Genomic DNA, 26,447 nt, shown 5'->3' on the forward strand with positions numbered 1-26,447 from the left:
TTGTCTTCTGGGCACCGTCCCCGCTTAGCCATCTCGGATTTTGATGCGTGGCCAGTAGTCTCGCCAAATGCATGATCTACCACAGGCCGAGTTCGGATTCCCGGGGCCACTGCGGGACAAGCTGGTCGCGGCGATTCTCTCTGGTGAGAAGACCTCGACCACCGGCCTGCTCGCCGACTACCAGATCGAGGACGAGCCGCTGCCCGAGGTTGGCCAGCGTTCCGTGGTCGTCGACTCCGCTGACCGGCCGGTGGCGATCATCGAGATCACCGAGGTACGGGTGGTCCGGCTCGGTGACATCGACTTCGCCCACGCAGTGGACGAGGGGGAGGGGTACGAGAGTGTCGCCGACTGGCGGGCCGGGCACGAGGGGTTCTGGCACGGCCCGGATTACCGGGGCTTCCGTGGTGACGATGCCTTCACGGTGGACGATGACACGCTCGGCGTGGCTGAGCGGTTTCGGCTGGTCGAGCGGCTCTGAATCATGCGGTGAACGCTAAGTGACCATGTGGAACCGCTAAGCATACGGGATCGAAATCGATAATGATATATCTCTACATCTGAGGTCGGCCGGCCTAGCATCTCCTCAACTGATGCATGAGCATCGATCGACGCGCCGACGGCGCTCGATCAAGTCAGCAGAGGGGAACAGGGGAGATGACAGTTGCACATTCGTCCCGGCGCCACTGGCGCTACGGGGCGGTGGCCGCCGCGACGGTGGCCGTAGCGGCGTTCGGCACACCCGCCGTAGCCGCGCCCGCCGAGGGGCAGATCCTCCAGGCGGGCGGTGCCACCGCAGTCGCCGACTCGTACATCGTCGTGTTGAAGAACGACATGGTGACGAGTAGCGACGTCACTGGCAGCGCCAACACACTGGCCAGCCGGTACGGCGGCACCGTAGCCCGGACCTACCAGCACGCGCTGCGCGGGTTCGAGGCGAAGATGACGGCCGAAGAGGCCCGGCAGCTGGCGGCGGAGCCGTCAGTGAAGTACGTCCAGCAGAACCACACCGTGTCGATCTCCGGAACCCAGAACCCGACCCCCTCCTGGGGGCTGGACCGGATCGACCAGCGCAACCTGCCGTTGAACAGCACGTACACCTACCCGAACACCGGTTCGGGGGTGCGGGCGTACATCATCGACACCGGCATCCGCTTCTCGCACAGTGACTTCGGCGGACGCGCGGTGACCGGCTTCGACGCCATCGACGGCGGCTCCGCCGACGATGGCAACGGCCACGGCACGCACGTCGCCGGCACGGTCGGCGGTAACGCCTACGGCGTTGCCAAGACCGCGACCCTGGTCGGCGTCCGGGTGCTGGACAACTCTGGTAGCGGCACCTACGCACAGGTCATCGCGGGTATCGACTGGGTTACCGGCGACCACGACCCGGGTGAGGCCGCGGTAGCGAACATGAGCCTCGGCGGCGGCTTCGACCAGGCCACCAACGACGCGGTGACCGCCTCCATCGCCGACGGCGTGACCTACGCGCTCGCGGGCGGTAACGAGTCCACCGACGCCTGCACCAGGTCGCCGGCCAGTACGCCGAACGCGATCACGGTCGGCGCGACCGACTCCGCCGACGCGAAGGCCAGCTACTCCAACATCGGCACCTGCCTGGACATTTTCGCGCCGGGCAGCAGCATCACCTCGGCGTGGTACACCAGCGACACCGCCACCAACACCATCAGCGGTACGTCGATGGCGTCCCCGCACGTGGCCGGCGCGGCGGCGCTGGTGCTGGCGGCCAGCCCGTCGTACACCCCGCAGCAGGTGCGCGACAAGCTGGTCAACGACGCCACCAACGGCGTGGTGACCAGCCCGGGCACCGGCTCGCCGAACAAGCTGCTCTACGTCGGCAACATCACCCCGCCGACGCAGGACTTCTCGATCAGCGTCACGCCGAACTCCGGCACGGTCAACCCCGGCAGCTCGCTCACCGCGACGGTCGGCACGACCACCACGGTCGGCGGCGCGCAGACGGTAGCCCTCACCGCCAGTGGCCTGCCCAGCGGTGCGACGGCGAGCTTCAGCCCGTCGTCGGTCACCTCTGGCAACTCGGCCAGCCTGACCATCAGCACCACGGCCAGCACCGCACCGGGCACCTACACGGTGAGCATCATCGGTACGGGCACCGTGACCACGCAGAGCACGACGTACACGCTGACGGTGAACGGCCCACCCGGCTGCTCGCAGACCAACGGCACGGACGTCACCATCTCCGACAACAGCACGGTGGAAAGCTCGATCACCATCTCGGGCTGCGCCGGCAACGCCGGCTCGGGCAGCACGGTCGCGGTCGACATCGTGCACACCTACATCGGTGACCTGGTGGTCACCCTGGTCGCGCCGGACGCCAGCACCTACCCGCTGCACAACCGGACCGGCGGCTCCGCCGACAACATCAACCAGACCTACACGGTGAACCTCTCCAGCGAGGTGTCCAACGGCACCTGGAAGCTGCGGGTACAGGATGCGGCCGGCGGCGACACCGGTTACATCAACAGCTGGACGCTGAACCTGACCGGCACTGGGACCCCCGGCTGCACCGGCACCAACGGCACCGACGTCACGATCCCGGACAACAGCACGGTGAACAGCACCATCGCCATCACCGGCTGCTCCGGTAACGCCTCGGCGAGCAGCACCGTGGCGGTGAACATCGTGCACACCTACATCGGTGACCTGGTGGTCACCCTGGTCGCGCCGGACGCCAGCACCTATGTGCTGCACAACCGGACCGGCGGCTCCACCGACAACATCAACCAGACGTACACCGTCGACCTCTCGTCGGAGGCCCGTAACGGCACCTGGACCCTGCGGGTGCAGGACGCCGCTTCGGCCGACACCGGTTACATCAACACCTGGACGCTGACCCTGTAACCCGAACCAGCGATCAGCGTGGCCGGAGCCTCGACCTATCGTCGGGGCTCCGGCTCTGTTGGTGACCGGTGGCGCTGATAGTGCCGGGCAGCGCGGGCCCGGTTACCGCAGGACGCCTTGCACCACTCCTGCCGCCCATGCTCCTTGACGAAGTAGCGCACACAGCGGGGTGCGGTGCAGGCGCGAAGCAAAGTCCGCTGTGGACCGGACAGGAAGTCGATGGCGGCCCGGGCCAGGGTGGCGGTCAGGCCGACGACCGGATCCGGTTCGGTGGACCGGAGTGTCGACTTCGGGTCGCCGTCCTCGGGCCAGTCCAGCATCGGGGTGACCGGTTGTCGGGCGGCGGCCGTGTTGATCCGGGCGAGCGCCTCGTCGACCGGGAGCAGCCGGTTTGCGTCGGCCGGGCTCGGCGGGCCGGGCCGCACCGTACGGGCGAACAGGGCGCGTACCGCCGCGCGTACCGCGACCACCTCCGACCTGGCTGCCTCGGTCACGGTGATGTTCGCGATGCCGCCCCCGTCGGCGAGCAGGTCCGCCTGGTCATGGAGCCAGGCGACCAGACCCTGCGTGTCGGCCAGGTCGTCGATCACCCCGCCGTGGCCGTCGTGGCGGATGGTGCTCGCCAGTTCGAGGGCCAGATATCGCTCCACTGCCGCTCCCGCCTGGGTGTCGTAGCTGCGGCGCCTTGCCTACAGCCTCAGCTTTACTCTACCGTTCTAACGGTTAGAGAAATTTTACCGTTAGAACGGGGTGTGTATGACTCTGCTGGCACACATCAGCGACCTGCACCTGGACGGCACCGAACGCGCGACCGAGCGGGCCGCCCGGGTGATGAACTACCTCCGGGCGTTGCCCAGGCCGGTCGACGCGGTACTGGTCACCGGGGACATCGCAGACAACGGCGACCCCGGCGAGTACGAAGAGGCCGCACGACTGCTCGACGCACCGTTCCCGGTGCTGCCCTGCCCGGGCAACCACGACATCCGGGCCGCCTACCGTACGGCGCTGCTGGGGGACCCGGCAGCCGACGGACCGATAAACCGACTGCACCAGGTCGGTGACACGGCGATCCTGATGTGCGACTCCACCATTCCCGGCAGCGACGCGGGGCGGCTCGATGCCGAGACCCTCGGCTGGATCGCCACCACCCTCGACGAGTTGGCCGGCGACGCGCCGGCCCTCATCGCCTTCCACCACCCACCGGTCGACCTACACCACCCACTGCCCGACGCCGGTCGACTACGGCCGACCGACGAGTTTGCCGAACTGCTGGCCGACCACCCCGAGGTCGTCGCGGTCCTGACCGGGCACGCACACACCGCGGCCGTGTCCACCTTCGCCGGCCGCCCCCTGCTGGTCGGCCCTGCGATCACCTGGACCCTGCGGCTGCCCTGGGAAGGCGACAAGCCGGCGGATCGGGAGCAGCCACCGGGGATCGCCTTCCATGTGCTCGACGACGATCGACAAATCACCACCCACTTCCGCGTCGTACTCTGACCAGCACTCCGCACGGATCTGGAGCTATGCACCATGCGCGTCACCGCCATTCTGGGATTCCTGGCGGCGGTCCTGCCGTTCGTCGTGACCCCGGGAGCGAGCCTTACCCTGCTCACCCAGCGGGTCGGCAGTGCTGGCCGCAGAGCGGGCCGATCGGTGATCCTGGGCACCACCACCGGCCTGTACGTCCACGCGATGCTCGCGACCGCCGGCCTGTCCGCGCTGGTCATGCGCTCCAGCCAGATGTTCACGGCGGTCAAGCTGGTCGGCGCGGTCTATCTGGTCGCCCTCGGCATCTGGACCTTGCGCCTGGCTGCCCAGGCCCGCCGGTCCACGTCGGCACGACCGGCTACGTCGCCCCCGTACCCGGCACCGACCGGGGTGCCCCGGACCGGCCGGGCCGCCATCGCCCAGGCGAGCCGGTCGACCTACCTCCAGGCGCTGCTCGGCACGGTGCTCAACCCCAAAGCCGCCGCGATCTATCTCACCCTGGTTCCCCAGTTCCTCGATCCGCATCGTCCGGTGGTGGGCCCGGTTCTGATCCTTGCCACAGTCCACGCGCTGCTGATCGTTTCCTGGCTGCTGCTCTGGACCGTGCTGATCGGCCGGGCCACCCGGCTCCTGAAGTCCCCGAGGTTCAAACTGGTCCTCAATCGGATCACCGGCAGTGTGCTCGTCGTGCTCGGGCTGCGTACGGCGTTGTCCTGACCGGACCGGATGTCGGTGGTTCGGGCTAGATTCGCCGACCGCCGACCGCCGACTCGATCGGTCACAGTTGGTTGGCCGAGGAGGGACAAACATGCGGACGTTGTTCAACGGGGAACCATATGTCCACTATGGTCAAATCTATGTCGCGAGCAGTCCCGACTGGGCTGAAGATGGCGTACCCGAGTTCTTCGCCGGCCAGTCGAACGGGCTCTGCGGTGCGGCCGTACCCGGGTTTCTCTACCTGGCGACCGGCCTGCACACCGGAGGCATCGGGCTCACGATCGAGCAGCACGACGAGCCACCACCCGTGGACGATTCCTGGCAGGAGATCGTCGAGGTCTCGTTCACGCCGGAGACGTCGGAAGTGCGCCTCGTACAGTGGGCCGCCGAGGCGTCCTGGCCGCTCGACCTGGAACCGGTCGACTACCGGGTCCGATACTGCGGCACCGGCCTGGACGAGGCGCGGCTGCTGGACACACGGGCCGCCGACACGCCATCGATCGACCGATATCTCCTCCAGTTCTGGCCGAGCCAGGTACGGCCCGACGAGGTGGTGAAGCAGACCAGCGACAGGGCGGCCCGCCGGCATCAACACGCCAGGTCGCTGCCGCCACCGCCCAGCCCCGAGGAGAAGGCCGAGGCCACCCGCCGGGCGGAGGAGGAGGCGCGACGCGTACGCGAGGAACAGCAGCGTCGTGCGGAGGCACGCCGCTGGGGTGGCCGCCTGCCGACCGACCGGCTCCGTAACGTCGGTGGGAACGTGCGCCGCATGGTGAAGCTGGATCCCGTACTGGTGCACGCCATCGGAGACGCGGACCCGCAGGTGCAACGGAGAATCGCCCGGTGGGCCGCGCGGCGTGCGTATCAGGAGGCAGGACTGGCCGACCTCGGCTGGGTAGCACCCGCCCTCGACGCGCTCGACCGAGGCCACGACCTGCCGTGGCCGTTCCGAGACGAGGCCGAGGCGTGGCGACTGCTATACGACGACGAGCAGGCCCCCAAAACTCTCGTGACCTCGCCGGACGGGCGCCACGACAACATGTTGCAGCAGGCCATGGCGTTGCCCGCGCTGTTCGGCGCAGCCGAGGCCGACCCGCTACGGGCGGCGCTGGACGCGCTGTACGCGGCGGCGGTGTCGGTGGGCCGGGACGCCTATCGCGACCTGTTCAACGAGGTACGCCGAGCCTTCCTGGGTACGACTGCCACCGGCCCGTGACCGGTGTGGTGGGTGTCCCGCCCACCCCACCGATCCTCCGAGTGCCTAGCCCACGGCGACCAGCGCCCGATGGTGCTTCGGGGTCAGGGCCTCGTCGACCAGGGCGACGGCGAGATCGGCGTACGAGAACGGGGCCGCATCCGCCTCGGCGGACAGCACCTGGTTTCCGCCGGTCCGGTACCGACCGGTCCGCTCGGCGTCGGCGTCCAGCACAACCGGCGGTGGGGCGAGCACTACCCAGTCGACCTTGGTGTCCGCCGTACACAGCGCCTCGAACTCGGCCGCGTGCCCGAGGGAGAACGCCCGACCTTCCGCCGGGAAGCCAGGTGCGTCGTGCACCGGCACGCCCGGCGCGGTCTCCAGCATGCTGCCGATGCCTACCAGCACGAGCCGGCCGACACCAGCGCGGGCCAGTCCGGCCAGCAGGGCGCGGGCCGCGCTGACGTAGAACTGCTCTGACGGTACGTCGAGTCGGGCGGCCGTACTGATGGCGGTGTCACGCACCCGACCCGGGCGTGTGGTCGGCGTAGTGGTAACTTAGGAGCCCTAAGTTATTAGTTAGTGCGGGAAAGGTCGGCATGTCGCGACAGGGGTTGACGAGTGGGCGGGTCTCGGCTGCCGCAGCCGAGTTGGCAGACACGGTCGGGTTGTCGCGGTTGACCGTCGCGGCAGTCGCCCGGCACTTCGGGGTTTCGGATGCCGCCCTGTACGCGCATGTCCGCAGCCGCGACGCGCTGATCGAGCAGGTAGCGGTTCGGGCAGCGGCCACCTTCGCCGACCAGCTTGCCCTTGCCGTGGCTGGACGAGCCGGAAGGCAGGCGCTCGTTGGGTTCGCCGACGCCTATCGCGGATTCGCGGTGGCACATCCGGGGCAGTACGCCGCGACGCAGCTGCCGCTGCCGCCCGAGGTCGGCACGAACTCGGCGGGGCACCTACGAATGATCGAGCTGAGCTACGCGATGCTTCGCGGGTACGGGCTCGACGAACCGGGCCTGACCGACGCGATGCGTTTCGTGCGCAGCACCTTCCATGGGTTCGCAAGTCTCGAAACTACCGACGGATTCGGGCATCCCCGCGACATCGACACGTCGTGGAACCGCATCCTCGACGCGGTACACGCCACCCTGAGCAACTGGCCGACCGGCACAGCGGAGGAGCAAGCATGAACAGTCACCAGAGCCACGACCAGTACGTCCGGTCGGCAGACGGCACCCGCCTGGTGGTCCGGCGCGTGGGCTCCGGTGACCCCGTTGTCCTTGTACACGGCTCCGGGGGTGGGCTGCATTCCTGGAATACCGTCGCTGACCAGCTTGCCGACGACTACGAGCTGTGGATGCCGGCCAGGCGCGGCTACGGTCCCAGCGACGTCCCGCCCGGTATCAAGTCGTTCAAAGTCGAGGTCGCTGATCTGATCGCTGTCATCGAGGCGGCCCGTGAGTCCTCGGGTAAGCCGGTGCATCTCGTCGGGGCCTCCTACGGAGCGACCCTGTCGTTGCACACCGCCTCGACAGAGCCGCGTGACCTGCGCTCGCTGGCCATCTTCGAAGCCCCGCTCTTCGCGGCTGGGCCGGAGACCGTACCCATGCTCGATCGCTACCGTGCTGCCTTCGATCGGGACGATGACCAGGCGATGGCTGCGGCGTTGAACGAAGTGACGCGGGTTCCGGCCGAGATCGTCGCGGCATTCGCCGCCGCAGCGGGTGACCGGACACCCAACCCGGTCGAGGCGCGGCGCTCGGCAGTCGGCTGGCTGCACGATCTCGAAGCGCTCGCCGAGGACAGCACCGACATCGCCCGGTGGTCCGCAATCACCATGCCGACCCTGCTGATGCAGGGTGCCGACACCTGGGAGCCGATGCCCATCACGATGAACGCCCTCGCCGAGACGATTCCAGGCGCGCGTCAGATCATCTGGCCGGGGCAGTCGCACTTCGTGACCATGACGGCACCTGCCCTGGTCACCGACGCCTTGCGTCAGTTTTTCACCGAAGTCTCGGCGTAGTCGGCTACTGGACGACCAGCGAGTGGGATTCTCTGCGTGCCCCGGGCAGGATTCGAACCTGCGACCTCCTGGTTCGTAGCCAGGCGCTCTCTCCGCTGAGCTATCGGGACGTGTTGGCGGATGCTGCGGATGGTGTGCGGATGCTGCGGATGGTGTACGGATGCTGCGGGTGGTGCGGATGCTGCGCTCCCGGATGAGGATTCGAACCTCAACAACGTGCTCCAGAGGCACGGGTCCTGCCGATTAGACGATCCGGGACTGGAGGTCAGGCGTGCGGGGGTCTGGCCCGAGGCCGGCGGGCCCCCCGTTCCCGCCGGCCGGCTCAGGTATGGTGCGTCAGCGTCGATCCGTGGTGCGGCAGCGTCGATCCGTGGTGCGTCAGCGTGCGTCGCGTCGACCCGCGCCTCATCGGGCGAGCGCGGCCCAGGTGGGGACCGTCGGAGCGCCGTACCGGATTGGCATGCCGGCCTCGGCCGGGGTCCGGTCGCCCTTGCGCTGGTTGCAGTCGTAGCAGGCGGCGATCGTGTTCTGCCAGGTGTTCCGGCCGCCGCGCGAACGGGGCAGGACGTGGTCGATGGTGGTGGCGGGCGCGGCGCAGTAGCCGCACCGGCGGTCGTCCCGGGCGTGTACGCCGGACCGGGACCAGGCCGGTCCGGACGAGAACCGCCAGCGGGGCACCAGGTAGCGCACGAGCCGTACGACGCGCGGCATCGGGAAGATGCCGATGAGCCGGTCCGGCTCCGCCTCGTGTATTTCCGCCACCCGGCGGCACAGCATCCGGATGGCGTGCTTGACGCTGACCCGGTGCAGTGGGCCGAGATCGGCGTTGACTACGAGTACGGCGGTCATCGGGCCCTCCCCTCGATGTCTGGATACGAATGAGCCACCCGATTCGATCATCGAATGGGTGGCTCCGCTGGTCGACGGAGTCCTATTCGTGGCGCTCGTTCAGTTCGTGCTGGTAGTGGCGTCGGCTGTCGGCCTGGTTCGCCAGGCTCGGTCGGTTGTAGCTGGCCAGGTCCAGTGGTGACGATGCGTGGCGAGAACACGGCATTGACCGTGTCGATTCGCTCGACGTGTATCGCCACATGGCTTGCTCCGTTGTCGGTTAGGTGACCTTGTATACGTACGGTAGATCGTTCTGCCGGGGCAGGGCAACGGATTTCACTCCGCTGGGCGAAAAGATCGCGGTGGGCGGGGGTGCGGGCTTGCTGAGGTGTTAGGAAGGGCCCCTTTATAGGCAGAAAGCGATAACAAGGGGCCCTTCCTTACACCTCGGCGGGGCGGCAGGTGGGTGGGCGGTCCGACGGAGGCCAGACGTACGGCAGGTCGTCGGGGAGGTCGCCGAAGAGGGGACGGTAGAAGTCGGGGTCCTTGCGGAGCAGGGACGATCGGTGGCTCAGGTGCAGGTCCTCCCGGCCGAGCCAGGGTGGCAGTTCGTGGGCGGAGGCGAGTTCGGCCTGGGGGCGTACGAGGGTGGTGCCGCAGGCGGCGGCGTAGTCGCCGATGATGCTGGTCGCGCAGGTGTCGGCGCGTCCCGGCTCGACCCACACCGAGCAGATGTCCAGGCCGTACCGGACCAGCGCCTCCTCGTACCCGGCCCACATCTTCACCGCAGGATGGTTTCGCCAGCCGTACTTCGGCCAGGTCAGGGCGCGGAGCACCTGCAACGTCTCGACTCGCTGCTTGCCGAGCCGTCGAGGGTCGAGACTCCGGGCGCTGAGTACGAAGTCCGAGTACGGCAGAAATGTCTGCATGGTTCGGTTTTACCGGACATGGGGGCAGCATGTGCTCTGCAGCTCATGATCGAACGGGCTGCGCGAGGATGATCTCAACGAATACGATCCGCACATGGTGGACCCCTGGCGTTTCCGGGCGCGGCGCGCGGTCGAGACGAAGCTGCGCGACGGACTACGCCCGAACGGCGATCCCCGTCCACATTATGTCGTCTGTGGACAGGATGCCCTGGCGTTCCACCTGGTCAACGCGTTGCTCGGCGACGACATGCAGGCCGGCTCGGTACGGGTCACCGTCATCGTGCCGCATCGCCGTCGGATGGACGGGCCGGACATCCGTACCATCCGGGGAATCCGTCTGATCAAGTCGGACCGGCTGGACGAGGAGACCTTTCAGGCCGCCGGGCTGATCGGGGCGAGCGGGCTCGCCCTGCTGCACCAGGACGACGTGGGCAACATCCATGCCGCGCTCTGTGCCCAGGAGGTCGAGCCCCGCCTGCGGGTGGTGATGCGGATGTTCAACACCAACCTCGGCAACGGAATCCGCCAACTCTTCCCCGACTGCGCGGTGCTTTCCGACGCCTCGATGGCCGCCCCCGCCTTCGTCGCGGCAGCGCTCGGCGAGGTGGCCCCGACCTACTTCCGGCACGGTGGCCGGACCCTCTACGTCGCTCGGCGGGCGGACGTACGACCCGAGCAGGTGGTCTGCGGCCTGGCGGACACCCGCGACACCAACAACCTCCGGGTGTTGCCGGAGGACGAGGAGCAGGACGACCTGGTGTTGGCCGAGGCGGTCGGGCAACCCCCGGGCACCGAGTTGGCCGCCCGCCGGATCTGGCAGGGTCGGCAGCGGCGGCGCCGGCAACGGCCGTGGAAGCTGTTCCAGCAGGCCGTACGGTCGTTCGCCACCCGCAAGATCGGTATCGCCACCATCGTGGTGCTCGCTGTGGTGGCACTCTTCGGCGTGGTGCTCTCCTGGGCAGAGCATGTGAACGTCTGGGAGGCGCTCTACCTGACCCTGGTCACCACGGTCAGCGGGGCCGACCCGGATGTGCAGAAGAGCGAGGCCGGGCAGGTGATGCAGGTGGTGCTCACCCTCGCCGGCCTGGCGCTGATCCCGCTGATCACCGCCGCCGTGGTGGACGGCATGGTCAACGCCCGGTTGGCGCTGGACGCCGGTCGACTACAGACCCCGCGCGAGGGGCACGTGATCGTGGTGGGACTGGGCAACGTCGGTACCCGGGTGATGGGCCAGCTCAACGACCTCGGCATCGAGGTGGTGGCGATCGACAAGGACCCGGCCGCCCGGGGTGCGGCGCGGGCCCAGCGGCTGAACATCCCCCTGATCATCGGGGACGGGGCTCGGGAGGAGACCCTGCACGCCGCCTCGGTGAACACCTGCCATGCGCTGGTGGTGGTCTCCACCGACGACGTGACGAACCTCCAGGCCGCCCTCAACGGGCGGGCGGCCAACCCGGACCTGCGGGTGGTACTGCGCCTGTTCGACGGCGACTTTGCCGCCCGGATCCAGAAGGCGTTCAACATCGGCACCTCGCGCAGCGTCTCGTACCTGGCCGCGCCGTCGTTCGCTGCCGCGCTGCTGAACCGGGCGGTGATCGCCACCATCCCGGTCGACCGGCACGCCCTGTTGGTCGCCGAGGTGCCGGTGACGGCCGGGTCGCCGCTGGCCGGCGGCAGGCTTGGCGCGGTCAGTCAACCCCATGGGGTACGCGTCATCGCGGTCACCCGGTCGGGCCAGACCCGCCTCGACTGGTCCCCGTCGGCCGAGGAGCCGATCAACCCCGGTGACCGATTGACCGTGGTGGCCCGCCGGGCCGGGCTGACCTGGCTACTGCGGCAGGCGAGCCCGACGCTGGTCGTACCGGCCCAGGCGAAGGGGCCCACGGAGGCCGGTGACTCGCCCGGTCAGTAAACCGCCGCCGGGGGCGAGCTGCTCGGTCAGTAAACCGGCCGCAGCCGGGGCGAGCTGCTCGGTCAATGGGCCGCTGCGGGCACCTCGACGCCGAGGATGGCCTGCTCGTCCGGGCGGTGCACCAGCACGTCGGAGAGGAACGACTGCACCGCCGGGGCGAGGCCGACGTCCCGGCCGGCCTGCTCGGAGAGCCGCCACCGGTGCTCGATGACCTGCGCGAACAGTTCCGCCGGCTCCAGCTTGCGGCGTAGGTGCGCCGGTACGGCCCGAACCACCGGCTCGAAGACCTCGGTCAGCCAGCGGTGGGCGGCCTGCTGCTCGTCGGTGAGGTCGCTCTCCGCCCGGTAGGTGTCCAGGTCGTTGAGGAGTCGCCGGGCCTGGTTCTCCTCGGCATCCAGCCCGGTGAGCCGGATCAACCGGCGGCAGTGGTAGCCGGCGTCGACCACCTTGGGGCGGACCAGGTACCGACCTTCGTCCATCATGGACATCGCTACCTCGGCGACGTCGAAGCCGAGTTCGTTGAGCCGCCGGATCCGGCCCTCGATGTCGTGCCGGGCCTCCCGCTCGATCTGCTGCTCGTAGGTGATCTCGTGCCACAGCCCTTCGTAGCGGCGTACCACCTCCTCACAGACCACCTCCGGGTCGATGGATTCGTGTAGCAGGCCGGCGGCCTGGAGGTCGAGCGCCTCACCGAAGATGTTGAGCCGGGCGATTTCCAGATCCTCGCCGCGCTGGCCGTTGGAGAGCTGCCGGTGCAGGGCCCCGGTCTCGGCGTCCACGAGATAGGCGGCGAACGCTCCGGCGTCACGCCGGAACAGTGTGTTGGAGAGCGAACAGTCGCCCCAGAAGAAGCCGGTCAGATGCATCCGGACGATCAGGGCGGCGAGCGCGTCGAGGAGCCGGTTCATCGTCTCCGGGCGCAGCGTGCCGGAGAACAACGCCCGGTACGGCAGGGAGAACTGGAGATGCCGGGTGATCAGCACCGGGTCGAGGGGGTCACCGTCGGCGGTGTGCCGGTCGGCCACGATGGCCACCGCCTCGACGGACGGGAAGTCGATGCGTTCCAGGGCGCGCAGCAGGTCGTACTCCCGCTCGGCGACTCGCTCGCCGGTCTCCTTGACCGCGTACACCGTGCCGGCTAGGCGTACGAATCTGACGATATGCCGCGAGATGCCCTGAGGGAGGGCTACCAGATGGTCTGCGGGCCACTCCTCCAGCGGGGTCGACCACGGTAGGTCGAGCAGCGCCGGGTCAACGAGGGCCGATGTGATGCGCACGGGAACAAGCATGCCGGCTCACGTTCTCCTACGCTCGTCGCCGTGGTTGGGCACACACCGGCGTCCCATCGATGAGGTTGTGGAGATCCCGGGGAGGAGGCGTGCGGACCTGCGGTGTGGGTCGCCGTGGGCGGTAGCGTGGGCCGGGTGCGGAAGACCATGACAGCGTTACGACAGGTACGCCTCCGGCCGGTCCAGCCGGCCGGTTGGTGGTTCGACGGCCTGCTGCTGGTCGGGTTCGTGGCGACGACCCTGGCCCTGGTCAATGGTTACCTGCTCGGAACCGACCTGGCGATCCGTGACTGGGTGAACGCGCACCGTCCTGACGTCGGCTACTGGATCGCCTTCGTGTTCAACTACCTCGGGCAGGGCGGTCCGCTGACCCTGATCTCGTTCGGGCTCGCCGTCCTGGTCGGCGTACGGGCCCGCTCGATCCGGCCGCTCCTCGTCCCGGTCGTCGCGTTCGTGCTGACCTACGTCACCATCGGCCCACTGAAACTGTGGACCGATCGGGCCGCCCCGTCGTCGAAGACCCTGCCACCCGAAGAGTCGGTGCTGATCTTCAACATCCTGCCGGCGGACGAATACAGCATGTCCTACCCGTCGGGGCACGTGGCCAACGCGATCGTCTGGTACGGCGTGATCGCGCTGCTGCTCGCGGCGCTGCTGCGTACGCTGGGCCGCCCGGACGTTCCGCCGAAGCTCTACCAGGCGATCCGGATCGCGCCGCCGGCCATCGTCTTCGTCACCACCACCTACCTCGGCTTCCACTGGCTGACCGACTCGATTGCCGGGCTGCTGCTGGGGTGGTTCCTGGATCGGCTGCTGGCCCGGGTGCCGTGGGACGACGTACCGCTACCGGCCCTGCCCAGGGGACTGGACCGGGCCGGGGTATTCGCCACGGGGAGTTGACCGGCGCGGGTCAGACCCAGGCACCGGCCCGCATCACCCGGACGACGTTCAGGTCGTCGTCGAGCTCCAGCAGGTCGGCCCGGCAGCCGGTGGCGAGCTTGCCCACCCGGTCGGAGAGGCCGATCGCCCGGGCCGGGGTGAGGGTCGCCATCCGGATCGCGTCCGGCACGGACACTCCGGCCCCGACCGCCTGCCGTACGGCGGCGTCCATGGTCAGCGTGCTGCCGGCGATCGCGCCGTCCCGGGCCAGTCGGGCCACCCGATCGGCGACCACGACCGCCTGCCCGCCGAGTTCGTACTCGCCGTCGGGCATCCCGGCGGCGGCCATCGCGTCGGTGATCAGGGCGGCCCGGTCAGGACCGGCGGTGGTGGCGGCGAAGGCGAGCGTGCCGTCGTGCAGGTGGATCCCGTCGGCGACCAGTTCGCAGATCACGCTGGGTGCGCCGAGCAGGGTGAGCACCGGGCCGGGCTCCCGGTGGTGCGGCGGGCGCATGCCGTTGAACAGGTGGGTGGCGACCGTCGCCCCGGCGTCGATCGCGGCCTTGGTCTGGTCGTACGTGGCGTCGGTGTGCCCGACCGCGGCGACCACGCCCCGGGAAACCAGCAGCCGGATCGCGTCCAGCGCACCGGCCCGCTCCGGGGCGATGGTGATCATCCGGACCGCGCCGTTGCCGAGGTCGAGCAGTTCGGTCAGCTCGTCGAGGGCCGGGTCGCGCAGGAATTCCGGGTTCTGCGCCCCGCAACGTACCGCCGACAGGTACGGCCCCTCGTAGTGGATTCCGGCCAGCACCCCCTTGTCGACCAGGGGGGCGAACGCAGCGGTGGCGTCGCGCATCAGCTCGTACGGGGAACTGACCAGGCTGGCCAGCAGGGTGGTGGTGCCGTGGGCGAGGTGGAAGTCGGCGGCCTCCTGGGCCGCTTCGGCAGCACCGGTGGTGAAGGTGTGTCCGCCCCCGCCGTGGGTGTGGATGTCGACGAAGCCCGGCACGATCCAGTGCCCGTCGCGGTGGGACGGATATTCGGCGATCGCGGTGATCCGGTCCCCGTTGATTTCCACACAGCCCTGCTGGATGACCCCTGTCGGAGTCACCACCCGGCCACTGACCCGTACCGTCATCGGACCTCCGCGTTGTCGAGCGTGAGTAGATTGTCCAGGGCGAGCAGGGCGGCACCGAGGCAGCCGGCCTCGTCGCCGAGGGTGGCCGGCACGAGTCGGGGTTCCCGGTGGAAGGTGAGCCGCTGGCGGAGTGCGGTGCGCAGCGGTTCGAGCAGGTCGTCGCCGGCTTCGGCGAGCCCGCCGCCGAGCACGATCCGTTCGACGTCGAAGAGGGCCTGGGCGATGAGCAGCCCGTCGGCGAGCGCGTCGACGGTCTCCTGCCACACCCGGCTGGCCAGCTCGTCCCGGCCGACGCGGCCGGCGACCTGGGCCGCGGTGGCCGGTACCCCGGCGAGTTCGGTGTAGCGCCGGCCGACGGCGGCGGCGGACGCGACCGCTTCGAGGCAGCCGACCTGACCACAGTCGCAGCGCGGGCCGCCGGGGCGTACGACGATGTGCCCGATCTCGCCGGCGCCGCCGTGCGCGCCGGCGAGCGTCGCGCCGTCGATCAGGTGGGCGGCGGCGATGCCGGTGCCGATGGCGACGAAGAGGACGTGCCGGTCGTCCCGGCCGGAGCCGAGCCGCGCCTCCGCGATCCCACCCACGCGTACGTCGTGGCCGAGCGCCGCCGGCAGTCCGAGCCGCGCCGTCACCAGCGCCCGCAGGGGTACGTCCCGGAAGCGAAGGTTGGCCGACCAGACGGCGGTGCCGGTGGTTTCGTCGATGACCCCCGGTACGGCGATGCCCACGGCGACCGGGGTGAGCCCGGTGGCGGTCGCCTTGACAGCCAGGTCCTCGGCAATGCCGAGGATGGTCTCGATGACGGCCGCTGGTCCCTGCTCGGCCCGGGTCGGGTGCCGCTCGGTGTGGTGGCTGGTGCCGTCCCGGCCGACCAGCGCGCACTTGATCCCGGTCCCGCCGACGTCGAGCGCGACGACGACGTCGGTAGTGATGTCTGCTCCGGTCAAGTCAGGACCACTGAGCGGGTGAGATGCCGGGGGGCGTCCGGGTCCAGTCCCCGGCTGGTGGCGAGCGAGACGGCGAACCGCTGGGCCAGGATCAGGTCGGCCATCGGGTCGAGCGGGGTACGTCCGGCCGCCCAGCCGCCGATCATGGCGTGCCAGCCGTGGGTGCGGCTGTGTACGAACGCCGCTCCGGTGGCCATGATGTCCTCGGCCAGGCCGGGCGGGATTTCGCCGAACGCCCAGACCAGCCGGCCGGGGCCGGCGACCGAGATCGGGCCGTGCCGATAGTCCATGGCCGGGTACGCCTCGGCCCAGAAGGTGGCCGCCTCGCGGCATTTGAGCGCGGCCTCGTGAGCGAGCCCGATGGTCCAACCTCGTCCGAGGAAGGTGACCTGCTCGATGCGGGCCGGGTCGATCGGCAGCGGTGTGCGTACGGCCACCTCGGCGTCGGCGGCCAGCGCGCCGACGTTTTCGCCGAGGTGGGCGCGGAGCAGCGCGAGGGCACTGGTGGCGAAGCGGGTCTGCACCACGGACCGCTCGTCGGCGAAGGGCATCGGGACGGCGTGGGTGGCGAGCCGGGCGGCGGGTGAGTCGACGTCCCCGACGATGGCGGTAGTGGTGGTCTCCGCCGGCAGGGTGGCGAGCAGGTCGAGGACCTCGGTCGTGGTGCCGGATCGGGTGATCGCCACCACCCGGTCGTAGCGCCGGCCGGCGGGAAATTCGGAGGCTTGGAAGGCGTCGGTCTCACCGTGGCCGGCCTGTTCGCGCAGTGCGGCGTACGCCATGGCGATGAACCAGGAGGTGCCGCAGCCCACGACGGCTACGCGCTCGCCGGGCTGCGGTAGGGCGGCGGCTCGTTCGACCGCGAGTGCGGCGGCTTGCCGCCAGCAGTCGGGTTGGCTGGTGATCTCCGTGTCGACGTATGCCATGAGTGCTCCTCGCGGACGAGATGCTGCGCAATACGGTTCGGTTGGACCTTCTTTCGAGCGTCATTCTGCGCGAAGTGAGTGGGTCGTGGCAACAGTGTGCAGGATTGAGCAGGTCAACGGTTTGCGTCGGGTAGTTTTGCGCACTATCGTGCAGCAAACTCATCACCGTACGCGCATGGAGGCCGCGGTGGACCGGTACGCGAGGTGGAACGCGCTGCTCGAACTGCTGACCGAGAGCGGTCGGGTCAGCGTGGAGGATGCGGCTGCCCGGCTGGACGTCTCCCAGGCCACCATCCGGCGGGACTTCGACCAGCTTGCCCAGCAGCAGATGATCACGCGTACCCGGGGTGGTGCGGTCGCCAACGGCGTCTCGTACGACCTGCCGCTGCGCTACAAGACCGCCAAGCACTCCGCCGAGAAGCAGCGGATCGGGACGGCCGCCGCCGCGCTGGTCTCCTCCGGGATGGTGGTCGGCCTCAACGGGGGCACCACCACCACCGAGGTCGCCCGGGCGCTGGCCATCCGGCCCGACCTGAACACCAGCGCCGACGGGGCACAGCTGACCGTGGTGACCAACGCGCTCAACATCGCCAACGAGCTGCTGGTCCGCTCCCGGATGAAGGTCGTGGTCGCCGGTGGCGTGGTTCGCCCCCAGTCGTTCGAGCTGGTCGGCCCGCTCGGCGGGGCGCTGCTGCGGGAGGTGACCCTCGACGTGGCACTGCTCGGGGTGGACGCCATCGACCCGCAGTTGGGGGCGGCGGCCCACCACGAGGGGGAGGCCTCGATGAACAACCTGATGGTGGCTCGGGCCAAGCGGGTCGTCATCATCGCCGACTCCTCCAAACTGGGCGGCCACGCCTTCGCCCGGATCTGCCCGGTGGACAAGGTGGAGACCCTGGTCACCGACTCCAACGCGGACCCGACTGTCGTGGCTGCCTTCCGGGACGCCGGAGTCCACGTCATCTGCGCCTGACCGGCCGGCTGCAGTTGCACCTGAACCGGTAGGTCGGTTCTGTGCCTGATCGGTAGGTCGTCGCTCCGGTAACGAAGGTTTCGTGTGGATCGGCGCGTCGGCATGCCACTATTACGCATAACGCACTATCGTCGCTAGCGTCATACACGCCTGTGTCCCATACGTATGAGCGGGGAGGCCAGCTTTGCCGGCGGTCTTGGAGATAGAAGGTCTACGTAAGACGTACAAGAGCAAACGCCGGGGCACCCGGCAGGCGCTTGACGGTTTCGACATGCAGGTCGAGGCGGGCCAGGTGCACGGCTTCCTCGGGCCCAACGGGTCGGGGAAGACGACGACCCTGCGTACGCTGCTCGGGTTGATCCGGCCCAACGGCGGCCGGATGGCGATCCTCGGCCAAGAGGTGCCCGCCGCTCTGCCGGCGGTCGCCAACCAGGTCGGCGCGATTGTGGAGAGCCCACAGTTCTTCCCGCACTTCTCGGCGCAGGACACCCTCTCGCTGCTGGCCGGTGCCGGTGAGGTGCCCCAGCAGCGGGTTACCGAGGTGCTGGAACTCGTCGGTCTGCGGGACCGGGCCAAGGAGCGGGTCAAGACGTACTCGCTGGGCATGAAGCAACGGCTCGCCGTCGCGTCGGCCCTACTGAAGAACCCGAAGCTGCTGATCCTCGACGAGCCGGCCAACGGACTCGACCCGGGCGGCATCCGGGAGATGCGGGCGTTGATGCGCAACCTCGCCGAGTCGGGGATGACCGTGGTGCTCTCCAGCCACATCCTCGGCGAGGTACAGCTGATCTGCGATTCGGTCACCATCATCTCGCTGGGCCGCCGGGTCGCGGCCGGTCCGGTCGCCGAGGTGCTTGCCCAGCACTCCAGCGGCGGCCTGCGGGTACGCCTGGAGGCGGTCACCGACCTGCCGGCGGCTGCCGAGGCGCTCACCCGGGCCGGCGGTCAGGTCACCACCAACGACGACCACCTGATGGTCCGGGGCATCGACAAGCCGGCCCTGGTCACCCGTACGCTCGCCGGCCACGACCTGTACGTCAGCGAGCTGGCACCGGTCACGGTGGACCTGGAGAGCGTCTTCCTGGAGTTGACCGCCACCGCCCCGGTGCCCGGTCAGCACCGCCAGGTCGACCAGTCCGCAATCGTCGGCCAGCCCGAGGCGGGCGCCTCGTCCGATCCGTCCGCACCGGCCCAGGGGGGTTGGGGAGTATGAGCCTCTACGTCACCGAACTGCGCCGGCTCTTCAAGCGCCGGCTGACCCGGGTCATGCTCGTCCTGCTCGTGCTCGGGCTCGCCGCGATCACGGTCTCCTTCTCGGTCGCCAGCCACAAGATCGACCCGGCCCGGATCGCCGCCGCCGAGGCCCAAGCGGAGCAGGACTTCCAGCGGCAGATAAAGCTTCACGAGCAGATGGTGGTCGAGTGCGAGGCGGCTAAGGCCCGTGGTGAGGACGTCGAGCGGTACGGGCCGGACTGCGGTCGGGAGTACCCGCCGCTGCGGGAGCACTTCGAGGCCGAGTGGTACCTGCCGTTCCAGTTCGAGTTCCGGGGACAGTTCGGAATTTTCATCTCGGTCTTCTGCGGCATCCTGGCCCTCTTCGCCTTCATCGTCGGGGCCTCCTACGTTGGCGCCGAGTGGAACACCGGCGGGATGATGAACCTTCTGCTCTGGCGGCCGAAGCGGCTGTCGGTGCTCTTCGCCAAGCTGGGTGCCCTGCTCAGCAGCGTGGTCGGGATCGGTGTGGTGCTCGGTGCCCTGTGGACGACCGCGTTCTGGTTGATCGGGAAGTACGACGGCATCACCGGCAAGATGACCCAGGGTGTGTGGGAGTCGTTCGCGATCAGCGGGGCCCGCGGGCTCGGTCTGGTGCTGGCGGTCGGGGCGATCGCCTTCGGCCTCGCCTCGCTGGGCCGGCACACCGCGATGGCGCTCGGGGTCGCGGTCGGTGTCGGTGTGGTCAGCGAGATCGGCCTACGGATCGCGTTGCAGATCGCCGGGGTCCGATTCGGCGACCGGTACGTCCTGTCGACCTATGCGTTGGCCTGGTTCGACAAGAAGTTCACGCTGTACGACTACCGCGCGTGCGACTTCGCCATGGGCGAATGTAAGCCCGCCGAGCTCCTGATCACCTGGCAGGACTCCGCACTGGTCTTCGGGGTCGGTACGGCGGTGGTGTTGGCAGCGGCCATCTGGGCGATGCGCCGTCGCGACATCACCTGACGGGTAGGGGCATTACCTCAGGCGGGGGGTAGGGACCCTACCTGAGGCGGGGGCCGCGACGGGCGGGGTGGAGCTGCCAGCTCCGCCCCGCCCGTCCAGTTGGAGGGCCGTAGGGTGCTCCCCGACCGCGCTGGCGGTCGGCCGGGGGAGTCGGCCGTCAGCGCGGCGTTTCGAAATCAAAATCTCATTACTCTAGTTTTCGAGACAGCGGTAGACGGTGGCCCGGGATACGCGACCGGGTCCTGACCGACCAGATCGCCTTCTACCGCCGCCACCTGCCCGCTCCACCACCTGATCCCGGCTGGGAGCGCGGCCTTTCAAGCGTCGGCAGCATGGCCTGGGCGGTCGCAGGCGAGCGGGGAGATGTTTCCGACAGTTCTGCCCCGTCGTCGTCCGATGCGCTCCTGAGCTGGTGCCGCTAGGCTGGTGGAGCCCGCTGGCACGTTCGTGCTTTTCGATGTATTGGGGAGCGTCATGAAGCCCGTCGTTGACGCTGCGGCGGTCGACGGTCCTCCGGTGGTGCCGGCGCCACGCAGCGAAGCGCTGCCGGTCGTCGACGAGGTGTCGACCGCTCCGATCATCGACGACGATACGGACGCGGATGTCGAAGCCGCCGACGTTGCCACGCCGTCGGGTGCCGCCGCTCTGACCGAGCGGGAACGGGAGATCCTCGCGTTCGAGCGGCGCTGGTGGAAGCACGCCGGGGCCAAGGAGCAGGCCATTCGCGACGCCTTTGACCTCTCGACCACCCGCTACTACCAGCTGCTCAACGGGCTGCTGGACAATCCGGCCGCGCTCGCCGCCGAGCCGATGTTGGTTGGCCGGCTGCGGCGGTTGCGCGCATCCCGTACCCGCAACCGCCGGCGCTGATCCGGCCGGGCCGGGCTATTTTTCGTACGTGCGCAGGCCGTTACCGAGCGCGAACAGGGTGGGTGCCCACTCGCCGATGAAGATGCCCCACCGGTCGGCGCGTTCGACCTCTCCATTCTGGTGCTGACGGCACACCGCCCAGCTCAGGAACGAGATGCCGATGCTGACCACGCCCGCCATGTAGCAGTGGTCAGATGTCAGGCCCATGTCGTGCAGCTTCTTCAACATCAGCGCGATCCCCCTGTCGCCCGGCTGCCGATAGACCTGACGCTAACCCCTGGTCAGGGGTCTAGTACGCGAGTTTGCCGAGAGTGTGCGTCGAGGATGACACATCTTGCTATTGACAAGATGGGTTCCCTTGGGGAATCTTGACGGTGACAAGACGGTGTTGTGTCTGGCGTGTTCCCCTCCACCGTCCCGATCCACCGTCCCGCTCCCGGAAGGCAAATTGAGATGTCCCCCGAAACCCGTATCACTGCGGCCATTCTGCTGATCACCGTCGGCACGATCGCCTTCGGCGGACTGTCGCTGCTCATGCAGATCGTCCGGCGGATCCCGGGCTACCTGGACAACCCCACCCGCCGCGCGCTCTGGACGGCCGGGCACGCCCATGCTGGCGTACTGGTGCTCTTTGCCCTGGTAGCACTCTTCTATGTGGACCAGGTCGACTACTCCGACGGTCTGCGCACGCTGATCCGTGCGCTGTTGGTGGCCGCTCCGATCCTGATGCCGCTCGGCTTCTTCCTGTCGATCGTCCGACCCACGGCCACCCGTCCCAACAAGCTGATCTGGCTTGCCGGGGTTGGCGGCCTCAGCCTGGTAGCCGCCACCTTGCTGCTCGGGATAGGCCTGCTTTGAGTCGGCTGCACTCTCCGTCGCTGGCCGACTGTAACTTCCGGTGCTGGTCCACTTCACTCGCCGACGCTGGCCGACTGCACCTGCTGGTGCGGCCGGCCAGCGCCGGTCAGAAAGAAGCGAGGATCAAGCCTGCGGAGCGGTGCTCATCGCCTGCTGGGCGACGATCATGCCGGGTGGATGGTGGTCAACGCCCGGTGGGCGGTGGGGGCGGGCCGAGAAGGCCGGTGATGTCGACCCGCTCGGTGCGCGTACGCGTGCTGAGTCGGAGGGAGCCCCACCGGCTGCGTAGCGCCAGGCGGAATCGGGTTGGACGGTGGACGACGTAGTCAGGGTTGAGGGTCATGTCGCAGCCTCCCTTCGTCCGGGGCGGAGGCAGCCGGTCGCTACCGCTGGCCGGGTCGCGCCGTGCCGCGTCCTGCGTCACCTCCATCGTCGCGAGGTATCAGGACAACCCCATGTCCGCGTTTCCGAAGCAATCGAGACTGGTCCGAGGCGCGCCGGTGCGCCGCAGGGTGAACGGTCGGGCCGGGGCGACCTCGGCGGTCGGAACGGCCTGACGGATCCGGTCCAGACGGAACTCTCGTACGCCGGACCGCAGTCGGCACCAGCCGACCAGGTACCACTGGTTGTCGGAGCCCAACAGCCCCAACGGTTCCACGTCCCGCCGTGACGAGGTGCCGCGCTGGTCGACGTAGTCGAGGACCAGCACCGCGCGCCGGTGCAGCGCCTGCTCGGCGACGGCCAGAATCCGCCGATGCGGGCCGGTGGACGGGCTCGGGGCGGCGGTGAGCTGCACCCGGGCCGAGATCTCCCGGACCGTCTGGACGTCGTAACCGGGCAGCACGGTGATCAGTTTGTGCAGGGTCGAGCGGGCCGCGTCGAGGAACGGGGTGCCGGCGAGCGCGTGTAGCGCCACCGCCATGGCGATCGCCTCCCGGGGAGTGAAGTTGATCGGTGGCAGGGTGTGCCGCTTGTCCAGGATGTAGCCGCCGTATCGACCCGACTCCGCGTAGATCGGCACGCCCGTCTGCTGTAACGCGTCGATGTCTCGCCGGATGGTGCGCTCACCGACCGTGAAGCGCTCCGCCAGCCAACGTGCACTGCGGGGACGTGGTGCCACCGCACGCAACTCCTCCACCAGGCCATAAAGCCGATCAGTTCGGTTCACAATGGAACATTAGTCGCGGGGTATGACATTTTCGGCCTCGCTTCGGCCGTCCCCGACGAGCACCGGCAGTCGATCCGAACGCGGCACCGCAGCCAGTCGTAACACCAGCGAGGATAGGACCAGCGCGCGACTGTCCCGACCCTCGACCAGCCGGGTGGCCTGCTGCCGGGCGGTGTCGGCGGAAGCTTGGTCGCCGAGCACCTCGTAGGCGTGGGCGAGCAGCGTCAGAGTCGTCGCCTGCGCCGACCGAGACCCCAACTCCTGAAACGTACGCAGACAGCGGCGCAGCGTGGCGACGGGCTCGTCGGCCTGCTCATCGGCCTGGCCGGCACCGATCCGGCTCGCCGCGAGGTCCCGTTCCAGCCCGGTAGCCCCGATCCGGTCACCCAACTCGACGGCGATGCCATGGCCCTCGGCGAGCAGCCGTACCGCCTCGTCCCGGCGATCCAGACCGGCGGCGGCCAGCGCGAGATGGTGCAGCGCCGGAATGAGTACGTAGCGTTCGCCGCTGGCCCGCAGCAGCTGTACCGCCCGGTCCGCCGTCGTGTACGCCTCGGGCAGTTGCCCGATGAGCAACCGGGTCAGGGCGAGTGCGTTCAGGCAGCGGGCCACCACCACCGGGGCGACGTCGAGTTGAATGGCCCGGCCGGTGGCGGCCTGGTCGATCACCAGCGCCTCGCCGAGCCGGCCCAACTTTCGTAGCGCGGCGGAGAGCCCCGGGGCGGTCAGGATCGCGGCGAGTGGATCGCCCTCGGCCTCGAACAGCTCGATCGCGCGTTGGGCCATCCGTACCGCCTCGTCGGCCCCATCCTGGTAGTTGCTTCGCAACACCGCCTGATCGGCGAGTACGCAGGCCAGGCCATGCCGGTCAGCGAGCTGTTCAAACCCGGTACGGCTGGCCGCGAGGCTGCCATCGGCCGCGGTCACGTCCCCGGCGACGACGCTGAGCACCCCGGCGACGAGGTCCATCCGGGCCTTCTCCCGATCGTTGCTGGTCCGCTCCGCCGCCTGCCGGGCCACCCGCTGCACGCTGCGCAGGTCGGCCCAGTGCCCGCCGATCCACAGGTACGGGGCCAGCCGCTCGGTCAATTGGAGAACGGCTCGATCGGTTCCTTCGGCATGGGCAGTGGCGATGAGAGCCACCAGATACGCCCGCTCGGTGTCGAACCAGCCGAGCGGATCGGCGGCCGGCGGCTCAGTCGTACCCGTCGGCAGTTGCGCACCGGGCACCGGTTCGGTCGGGCGGGACCAGGTCAACGTACGCGGGAGCTGGGCGGCTGCCGCACCGGCCAGGAAGACGGTCGTGGCCAACAGCCGTTCCAGCGCGACAGCGTCGGTCGTACCGGCCAGCTCGGCGCTGTAGACCCGGAGCAGGTCGTGCAGCCGGTATCGGGTCCCGCCGTCATCGAGGTGGACCGGCTCCAGAAGGCTGGCCTCGACCAACTCGTCGAGGACCCGATCCGCCTCGGGGCGGCCGAGCAGCGCCGCCACCGCCCAGCCGGCGAAATCGACCGGCCCGAGCAGGTGCAGCAACGCGAACGCCGTCCGGGTCGGGCCGGAGAGCGCCTGCACGCTCAGCGCGAGGCTGGCGCGTACCTGCTGGTCGCTGACGGCCAACTCGGTGAGCCGGCGGTGCTGGTCATCGAGCCGATCGGCGAGGGTGGCGACGCTGGACATCCGGGTGGCCAGCCGGGTGCCGGCGATGCGTAGCGCGAGGGGCAGATTTCCGCAGGCGGCGGCGATCCGGGCCGCCTGCCCGGGTTCCCCGGTGACCTGGTCCGGCCCGGCGACCTGGCGGAGCAGTTGGTGGGCTTCGTCGTCGGTCAGCGGGCCCAGTTGCAGGTGCGCGGCGTCGGTGAGGCCGGAGAGCCGGCTTCGGCTGGTCACCAGCACCGCGCTGCCGGGGGTGCCGGGGAGCAGGGCCCGGACCTGGGCCGGGTCGGCAGCGTCGTCCAGCACCACCAGCACCCGGCGGTCGGCGAGCCGGGCACGGTAGGAGTTGGTCAGGGCCGGGAGGCTCTGGGGTACGGCTCCCGCCGGCACGCCGAGCGAATGGAGCAGGTCGGTCAGTACCGCCGCCGGATCGCGGCGGGCGGCGGCCCCGGCGAGCTGGGCGAAGATCTGCCCATCCGGGAAGTTGGCCCGGAGCTGGTGGGCGACCCGAACGACCAGGGCGCTCTTGCCGATGCCGGGCGGCCCGGAGATGGCCAACAGTGGTACGGCGTTCGGCCGGGGCGTCACCAGCCGGAGCACCTGCTCGACCACGTCGGTACGGCCGACGAACCCGGCCACCGGCGGGGGTAGCTGGCAGACCGGGAACACCGACTGGGGCTGCTGCGCCGGTCGAGCCGCCTGGATCGCGAAGGTCACGTCCTCGCCGCGCAGGATCGCCTGGTGCAGCCGGCGCAACTCCGGCCCGGGCTCGATGCCCAGTTCCATGATCATTACGTTGCGGACGTGCTGGTAGGCGGTCAGTGCGTCGGCCCGTCGGCCGGCCAGGCAGAGCGCCACCATCAACTGCCCATGCAACCGCTCCCGAAGCGGATGCTCCACGACCAGCCCATGCAGCTCCGCCAGCAGTCCGGTGCGGTCGCCGCCGTCGGCCAGGGCGAGCTCGGCGTCCACACAGTCCTCGATCGCGCCGAGCCGTTCGGCCGAGAGCTGGGCCAACTGTGGGTCGAGCGGATCGATGGACAGATCGGTGAGTGGCTCACCACGCCACAGGGCGAGACCTCGGCGGAGCCGCACGATCGCTGCTGCTGGATCGCCTTCGGTCAGCGCCGCCCGGCCGGCGGCGAGTTCCTGCTGAAAGACCAACAGGTCCAGGTCGTCGGGGTCGACCTGAAGCCGGTACGCACCGTTGACCTGCTCGATTGCGACATCCGGCAGCCGGCTGCGCAGCCGGGACAGGTAGGTGTGCAAATTGGACAGATAAGATGCCGGTGGACGTTCCGACCAGAGGGCCGCCACCAGTTGGTCGACGGTGACCGGCTGTCCGACCCGGAACAGCAGAATGGCGAGCACCGTGCGTTCGTGGCGACTACGAATCAGCACGTCCGCCCCGGCCGGCGTACGGATTCGCATCGGGCCGAGGAGTTCGAACCTCACGCGTCATTCCCCCTGGGTTTCGGCCGACCCAACCTACTACGGACCGTGGCCGGCCCAGCTCGACGTATGTCGGCCGTGTGGCGGCTGTGTGGCCGC

Annotated in this window: 26 protein-coding genes and 2 tRNA genes; 14 read left to right on the plus strand and 14 right to left on the minus strand. The window is 69.3% G+C overall.

Features of this window, described 5'->3' with window-relative positions; translation table 11 throughout:
- Positions 1-67: 67 nt before the first annotated feature.
- Positions 68-481, plus strand: coding sequence for an ASCH domain-containing protein (locus ACWDV4_RS05440; protein ID WP_449975062.1), 414 nt, complete (start codon positions 68-70; stop codon positions 479-481).
- Between the two features lie 176 nt (positions 482-657).
- On the plus strand, positions 658-2,883 hold the full coding sequence (locus tag ACWDV4_RS05445; RefSeq protein WP_449975064.1) for a S8 family serine peptidase: 2,226 nt from the start codon (positions 658-660) through the stop codon (positions 2,881-2,883).
- A 35-nt stretch (positions 2,884-2,918) separates the two neighbouring features.
- Here the strand turns inward: ACWDV4_RS05445 and ACWDV4_RS05450 are convergent, their stop codons facing one another.
- Positions 2,919-3,533: a CGNR zinc finger domain-containing protein gene (locus tag ACWDV4_RS05450; RefSeq protein ID WP_449975065.1), complete on the minus strand. Its 615-nt coding sequence runs from the start codon at positions 3,531-3,533 to the stop codon at positions 2,919-2,921.
- 106 nt (positions 3,534-3,639) lie between these two features.
- Between ACWDV4_RS05450 and ACWDV4_RS05455 the strand changes: the two genes are divergently transcribed.
- The 3 genes from ACWDV4_RS05455 to ACWDV4_RS05465 all read left to right on the plus strand — a co-directional run bounded on the left by ACWDV4_RS05455 (position 3,640) and on the right by ACWDV4_RS05465 (position 6,304).
- A complete protein-coding gene (locus tag ACWDV4_RS05455; protein ID WP_449975066.1) occupies positions 3,640-4,380 on the plus strand; it encodes a metallophosphoesterase in 741 nt (246 codons plus the stop codon).
- Positions 4,381-4,413: 33 nt separating this feature from the next.
- Entirely contained in the window at positions 4,414-5,088 is a 675-nt protein-coding gene (locus tag ACWDV4_RS05460) for a LysE family translocator (protein ID WP_449975067.1), read from the plus strand.
- A gap of 91 nt (positions 5,089-5,179) precedes the next feature.
- Positions 5,180-6,304, plus strand: coding sequence for a hypothetical protein (locus ACWDV4_RS05465; RefSeq protein WP_449975068.1), 1,125 nt, complete (start codon positions 5,180-5,182; stop codon positions 6,302-6,304).
- A 45-nt stretch (positions 6,305-6,349) separates the two neighbouring features.
- On the opposite strand, the gene ACWDV4_RS05470 is transcribed toward ACWDV4_RS05465, so the two are convergent.
- Positions 6,350-6,808 carry an NAD(P)-dependent oxidoreductase gene (locus ACWDV4_RS05470; RefSeq protein ID WP_449975069.1) on the minus strand — a complete coding sequence of 153 codons (459 nt, stop codon included), beginning with the start codon at positions 6,806-6,808 and terminating at the stop codon, positions 6,350-6,352.
- A gap of 74 nt (positions 6,809-6,882) precedes the next feature.
- Here ACWDV4_RS05470 and ACWDV4_RS05475 point away from each other — a divergent pair, with 74 nt between their 5' ends.
- Positions 6,883-7,470 carry a TetR/AcrR family transcriptional regulator gene (locus ACWDV4_RS05475; RefSeq protein WP_449975070.1) on the plus strand — a complete coding sequence of 196 codons (588 nt, stop codon included), beginning with the start codon at positions 6,883-6,885 and terminating at the stop codon, positions 7,468-7,470.
- Positions 7,467-8,306, plus strand: coding sequence for an alpha/beta fold hydrolase (locus ACWDV4_RS05480; protein ID WP_449975071.1), 840 nt, complete (start codon positions 7,467-7,469; stop codon positions 8,304-8,306). The genes ACWDV4_RS05475 and ACWDV4_RS05480 overlap by 4 nt, the downstream gene beginning before the upstream one ends.
- Positions 8,307-8,343: 37 nt before the next feature.
- Here ACWDV4_RS05480 and ACWDV4_RS05485 read toward each other — a convergent pair.
- The 4 genes from ACWDV4_RS05485 to ACWDV4_RS05500 all read right to left on the minus strand — a co-directional run bounded on the left by ACWDV4_RS05485 (position 8,344) and on the right by ACWDV4_RS05500 (position 10,063).
- Positions 8,344-8,416: transfer RNA gene (locus tag ACWDV4_RS05485), tRNA-Arg, on the minus strand.
- Positions 8,417-8,492: 76 nt separating this feature from the next.
- Positions 8,493-8,564 (minus strand) — tRNA-Gln (locus tag ACWDV4_RS05490).
- A gap of 147 nt (positions 8,565-8,711) precedes the next feature.
- The gene (locus tag ACWDV4_RS05495; protein WP_449975073.1) at positions 8,712-9,155 is read right to left on the minus strand and encodes an HNH endonuclease; all 444 of its coding nucleotides are present in this window, start codon (positions 9,153-9,155) and stop codon (positions 8,712-8,714) included.
- Between the two features lie 419 nt (positions 9,156-9,574).
- A complete protein-coding gene (locus tag ACWDV4_RS05500) occupies positions 9,575-10,063 on the minus strand; it encodes an MSMEG_6728 family protein (protein WP_449975075.1) in 489 nt (162 codons plus the stop codon).
- A 94-nt stretch (positions 10,064-10,157) separates the two neighbouring features.
- Between ACWDV4_RS05500 and ACWDV4_RS05505 the strand changes: the two genes are divergently transcribed.
- Entirely contained in the window at positions 10,158-11,975 is a 1,818-nt protein-coding gene (locus ACWDV4_RS05505; protein WP_449975077.1) for a potassium channel family protein, read from the plus strand.
- A 62-nt stretch (positions 11,976-12,037) separates the two neighbouring features.
- Here ACWDV4_RS05505 and ACWDV4_RS05510 read toward each other — a convergent pair whose 3' ends face one another.
- Entirely contained in the window at positions 12,038-13,264 is a 1,227-nt protein-coding gene (locus ACWDV4_RS05510; RefSeq protein ID WP_449975079.1) for a DUF4032 domain-containing protein, read from the minus strand.
- Positions 13,265-13,390: 126 nt separating this feature from the next.
- On the opposite strand from ACWDV4_RS05510, the gene ACWDV4_RS05515 reads away from it, so the two are divergent.
- The gene (locus tag ACWDV4_RS05515; RefSeq protein ID WP_449975164.1) at positions 13,391-14,164 is read left to right on the plus strand and encodes a phosphatase PAP2 family protein; all 774 of its coding nucleotides are present in this window, start codon (positions 13,391-13,393) and stop codon (positions 14,162-14,164) included.
- A gap of 10 nt (positions 14,165-14,174) precedes the next feature.
- Here ACWDV4_RS05515 and nagA read toward each other — a convergent pair whose 3' ends face one another.
- From nagA to ACWDV4_RS05530, 3 genes are read right to left on the minus strand one after another with little or no spacing between them, the layout of a single operon-like run.
- Complete coding sequence (nagA, locus tag ACWDV4_RS05520) at positions 14,175-15,281, minus strand: N-acetylglucosamine-6-phosphate deacetylase (protein WP_449975080.1); 1,107 nt, start codon at positions 15,279-15,281, stop codon at positions 14,175-14,177.
- Positions 15,278-16,228, minus strand: coding sequence for an ROK family protein (locus ACWDV4_RS05525; protein WP_449975082.1), 951 nt, complete (start codon positions 16,226-16,228; stop codon positions 15,278-15,280). Before ACWDV4_RS05525 ends, nagA begins: the two co-directional genes overlap by 4 nt.
- Positions 16,225-17,154 carry an SIS domain-containing protein gene (locus ACWDV4_RS05530; RefSeq protein WP_449975084.1) on the minus strand — a complete coding sequence of 310 codons (930 nt, stop codon included), beginning with the start codon at positions 17,152-17,154 and terminating at the stop codon, positions 16,225-16,227. Before ACWDV4_RS05530 ends, ACWDV4_RS05525 begins: the two co-directional genes overlap by 4 nt.
- 187 nt (positions 17,155-17,341) lie before the next feature.
- On the opposite strand from ACWDV4_RS05530, the gene ACWDV4_RS05535 reads away from it, so the two are divergent.
- The 4 genes from ACWDV4_RS05535 to ACWDV4_RS05550 all read left to right on the plus strand — a co-directional run bounded on the left by ACWDV4_RS05535 (position 17,342) and on the right by ACWDV4_RS05550 (position 21,217).
- Positions 17,342-18,127, plus strand: coding sequence for a DeoR/GlpR family DNA-binding transcription regulator (locus ACWDV4_RS05535; RefSeq protein WP_449975165.1), 786 nt, complete (start codon positions 17,342-17,344; stop codon positions 18,125-18,127).
- A gap of 184 nt (positions 18,128-18,311) precedes the next feature.
- Positions 18,312-19,340, plus strand: a complete 1,029-nt coding sequence (locus ACWDV4_RS05540) for an ATP-binding cassette domain-containing protein (protein WP_449975085.1) — start codon at positions 18,312-18,314, stop codon at positions 19,338-19,340.
- Positions 19,337-20,347: an ABC transporter permease subunit gene (locus ACWDV4_RS05545; protein WP_449975086.1), complete on the plus strand. Its 1,011-nt coding sequence runs from the start codon at positions 19,337-19,339 to the stop codon at positions 20,345-20,347. Before ACWDV4_RS05540 ends, ACWDV4_RS05545 begins: the two co-directional genes overlap by 4 nt.
- Positions 20,348-20,821: 474 nt before the next feature.
- Entirely contained in the window at positions 20,822-21,217 is a 396-nt protein-coding gene (locus tag ACWDV4_RS05550) for a DUF3263 domain-containing protein (protein WP_449975088.1), read from the plus strand.
- A 15-nt stretch (positions 21,218-21,232) separates the two neighbouring features.
- On the opposite strand, the gene ACWDV4_RS05555 is transcribed toward ACWDV4_RS05550, so the two are convergent.
- Positions 21,233-21,445, minus strand: coding sequence for a hypothetical protein (locus tag ACWDV4_RS05555; RefSeq protein WP_449975089.1), 213 nt, complete (start codon positions 21,443-21,445; stop codon positions 21,233-21,235).
- A gap of 225 nt (positions 21,446-21,670) precedes the next feature.
- Here ACWDV4_RS05555 and ACWDV4_RS05560 point away from each other — a divergent pair, with 225 nt between their 5' ends.
- Positions 21,671-22,075 (plus strand): hypothetical protein, encoded by a 405-nt coding sequence (locus ACWDV4_RS05560; RefSeq protein WP_449975090.1) that lies wholly within the window; start codon positions 21,671-21,673, stop codon positions 22,073-22,075.
- A gap of 184 nt (positions 22,076-22,259) precedes the next feature.
- On the opposite strand, the gene ACWDV4_RS05565 is transcribed toward ACWDV4_RS05560, so the two are convergent.
- Genes ACWDV4_RS05565 through ACWDV4_RS05575 form a run of 3 tightly spaced genes read right to left on the minus strand, consistent with a single transcriptional unit; the run spans position 22,260 to position 26,351 of the window.
- On the minus strand, positions 22,260-22,505 hold the full coding sequence (locus tag ACWDV4_RS05565) for a hypothetical protein (RefSeq protein WP_449975091.1): 246 nt from the start codon (positions 22,503-22,505) through the stop codon (positions 22,260-22,262).
- A 12-nt stretch (positions 22,506-22,517) separates the two neighbouring features.
- A complete protein-coding gene (locus tag ACWDV4_RS05570; protein WP_449975093.1) occupies positions 22,518-23,243 on the minus strand; it encodes a helix-turn-helix transcriptional regulator in 726 nt (241 codons plus the stop codon).
- Between the two features lie 9 nt (positions 23,244-23,252).
- The gene (locus tag ACWDV4_RS05575; protein WP_449975095.1) at positions 23,253-26,351 is read right to left on the minus strand and encodes a BTAD domain-containing putative transcriptional regulator; all 3,099 of its coding nucleotides are present in this window, start codon (positions 26,349-26,351) and stop codon (positions 23,253-23,255) included.
- Between the last annotated feature and the right edge of the window lie 96 nt (positions 26,352-26,447).

The organism is Micromonospora sp. NPDC003197 (genome assembly GCF_053590565.1).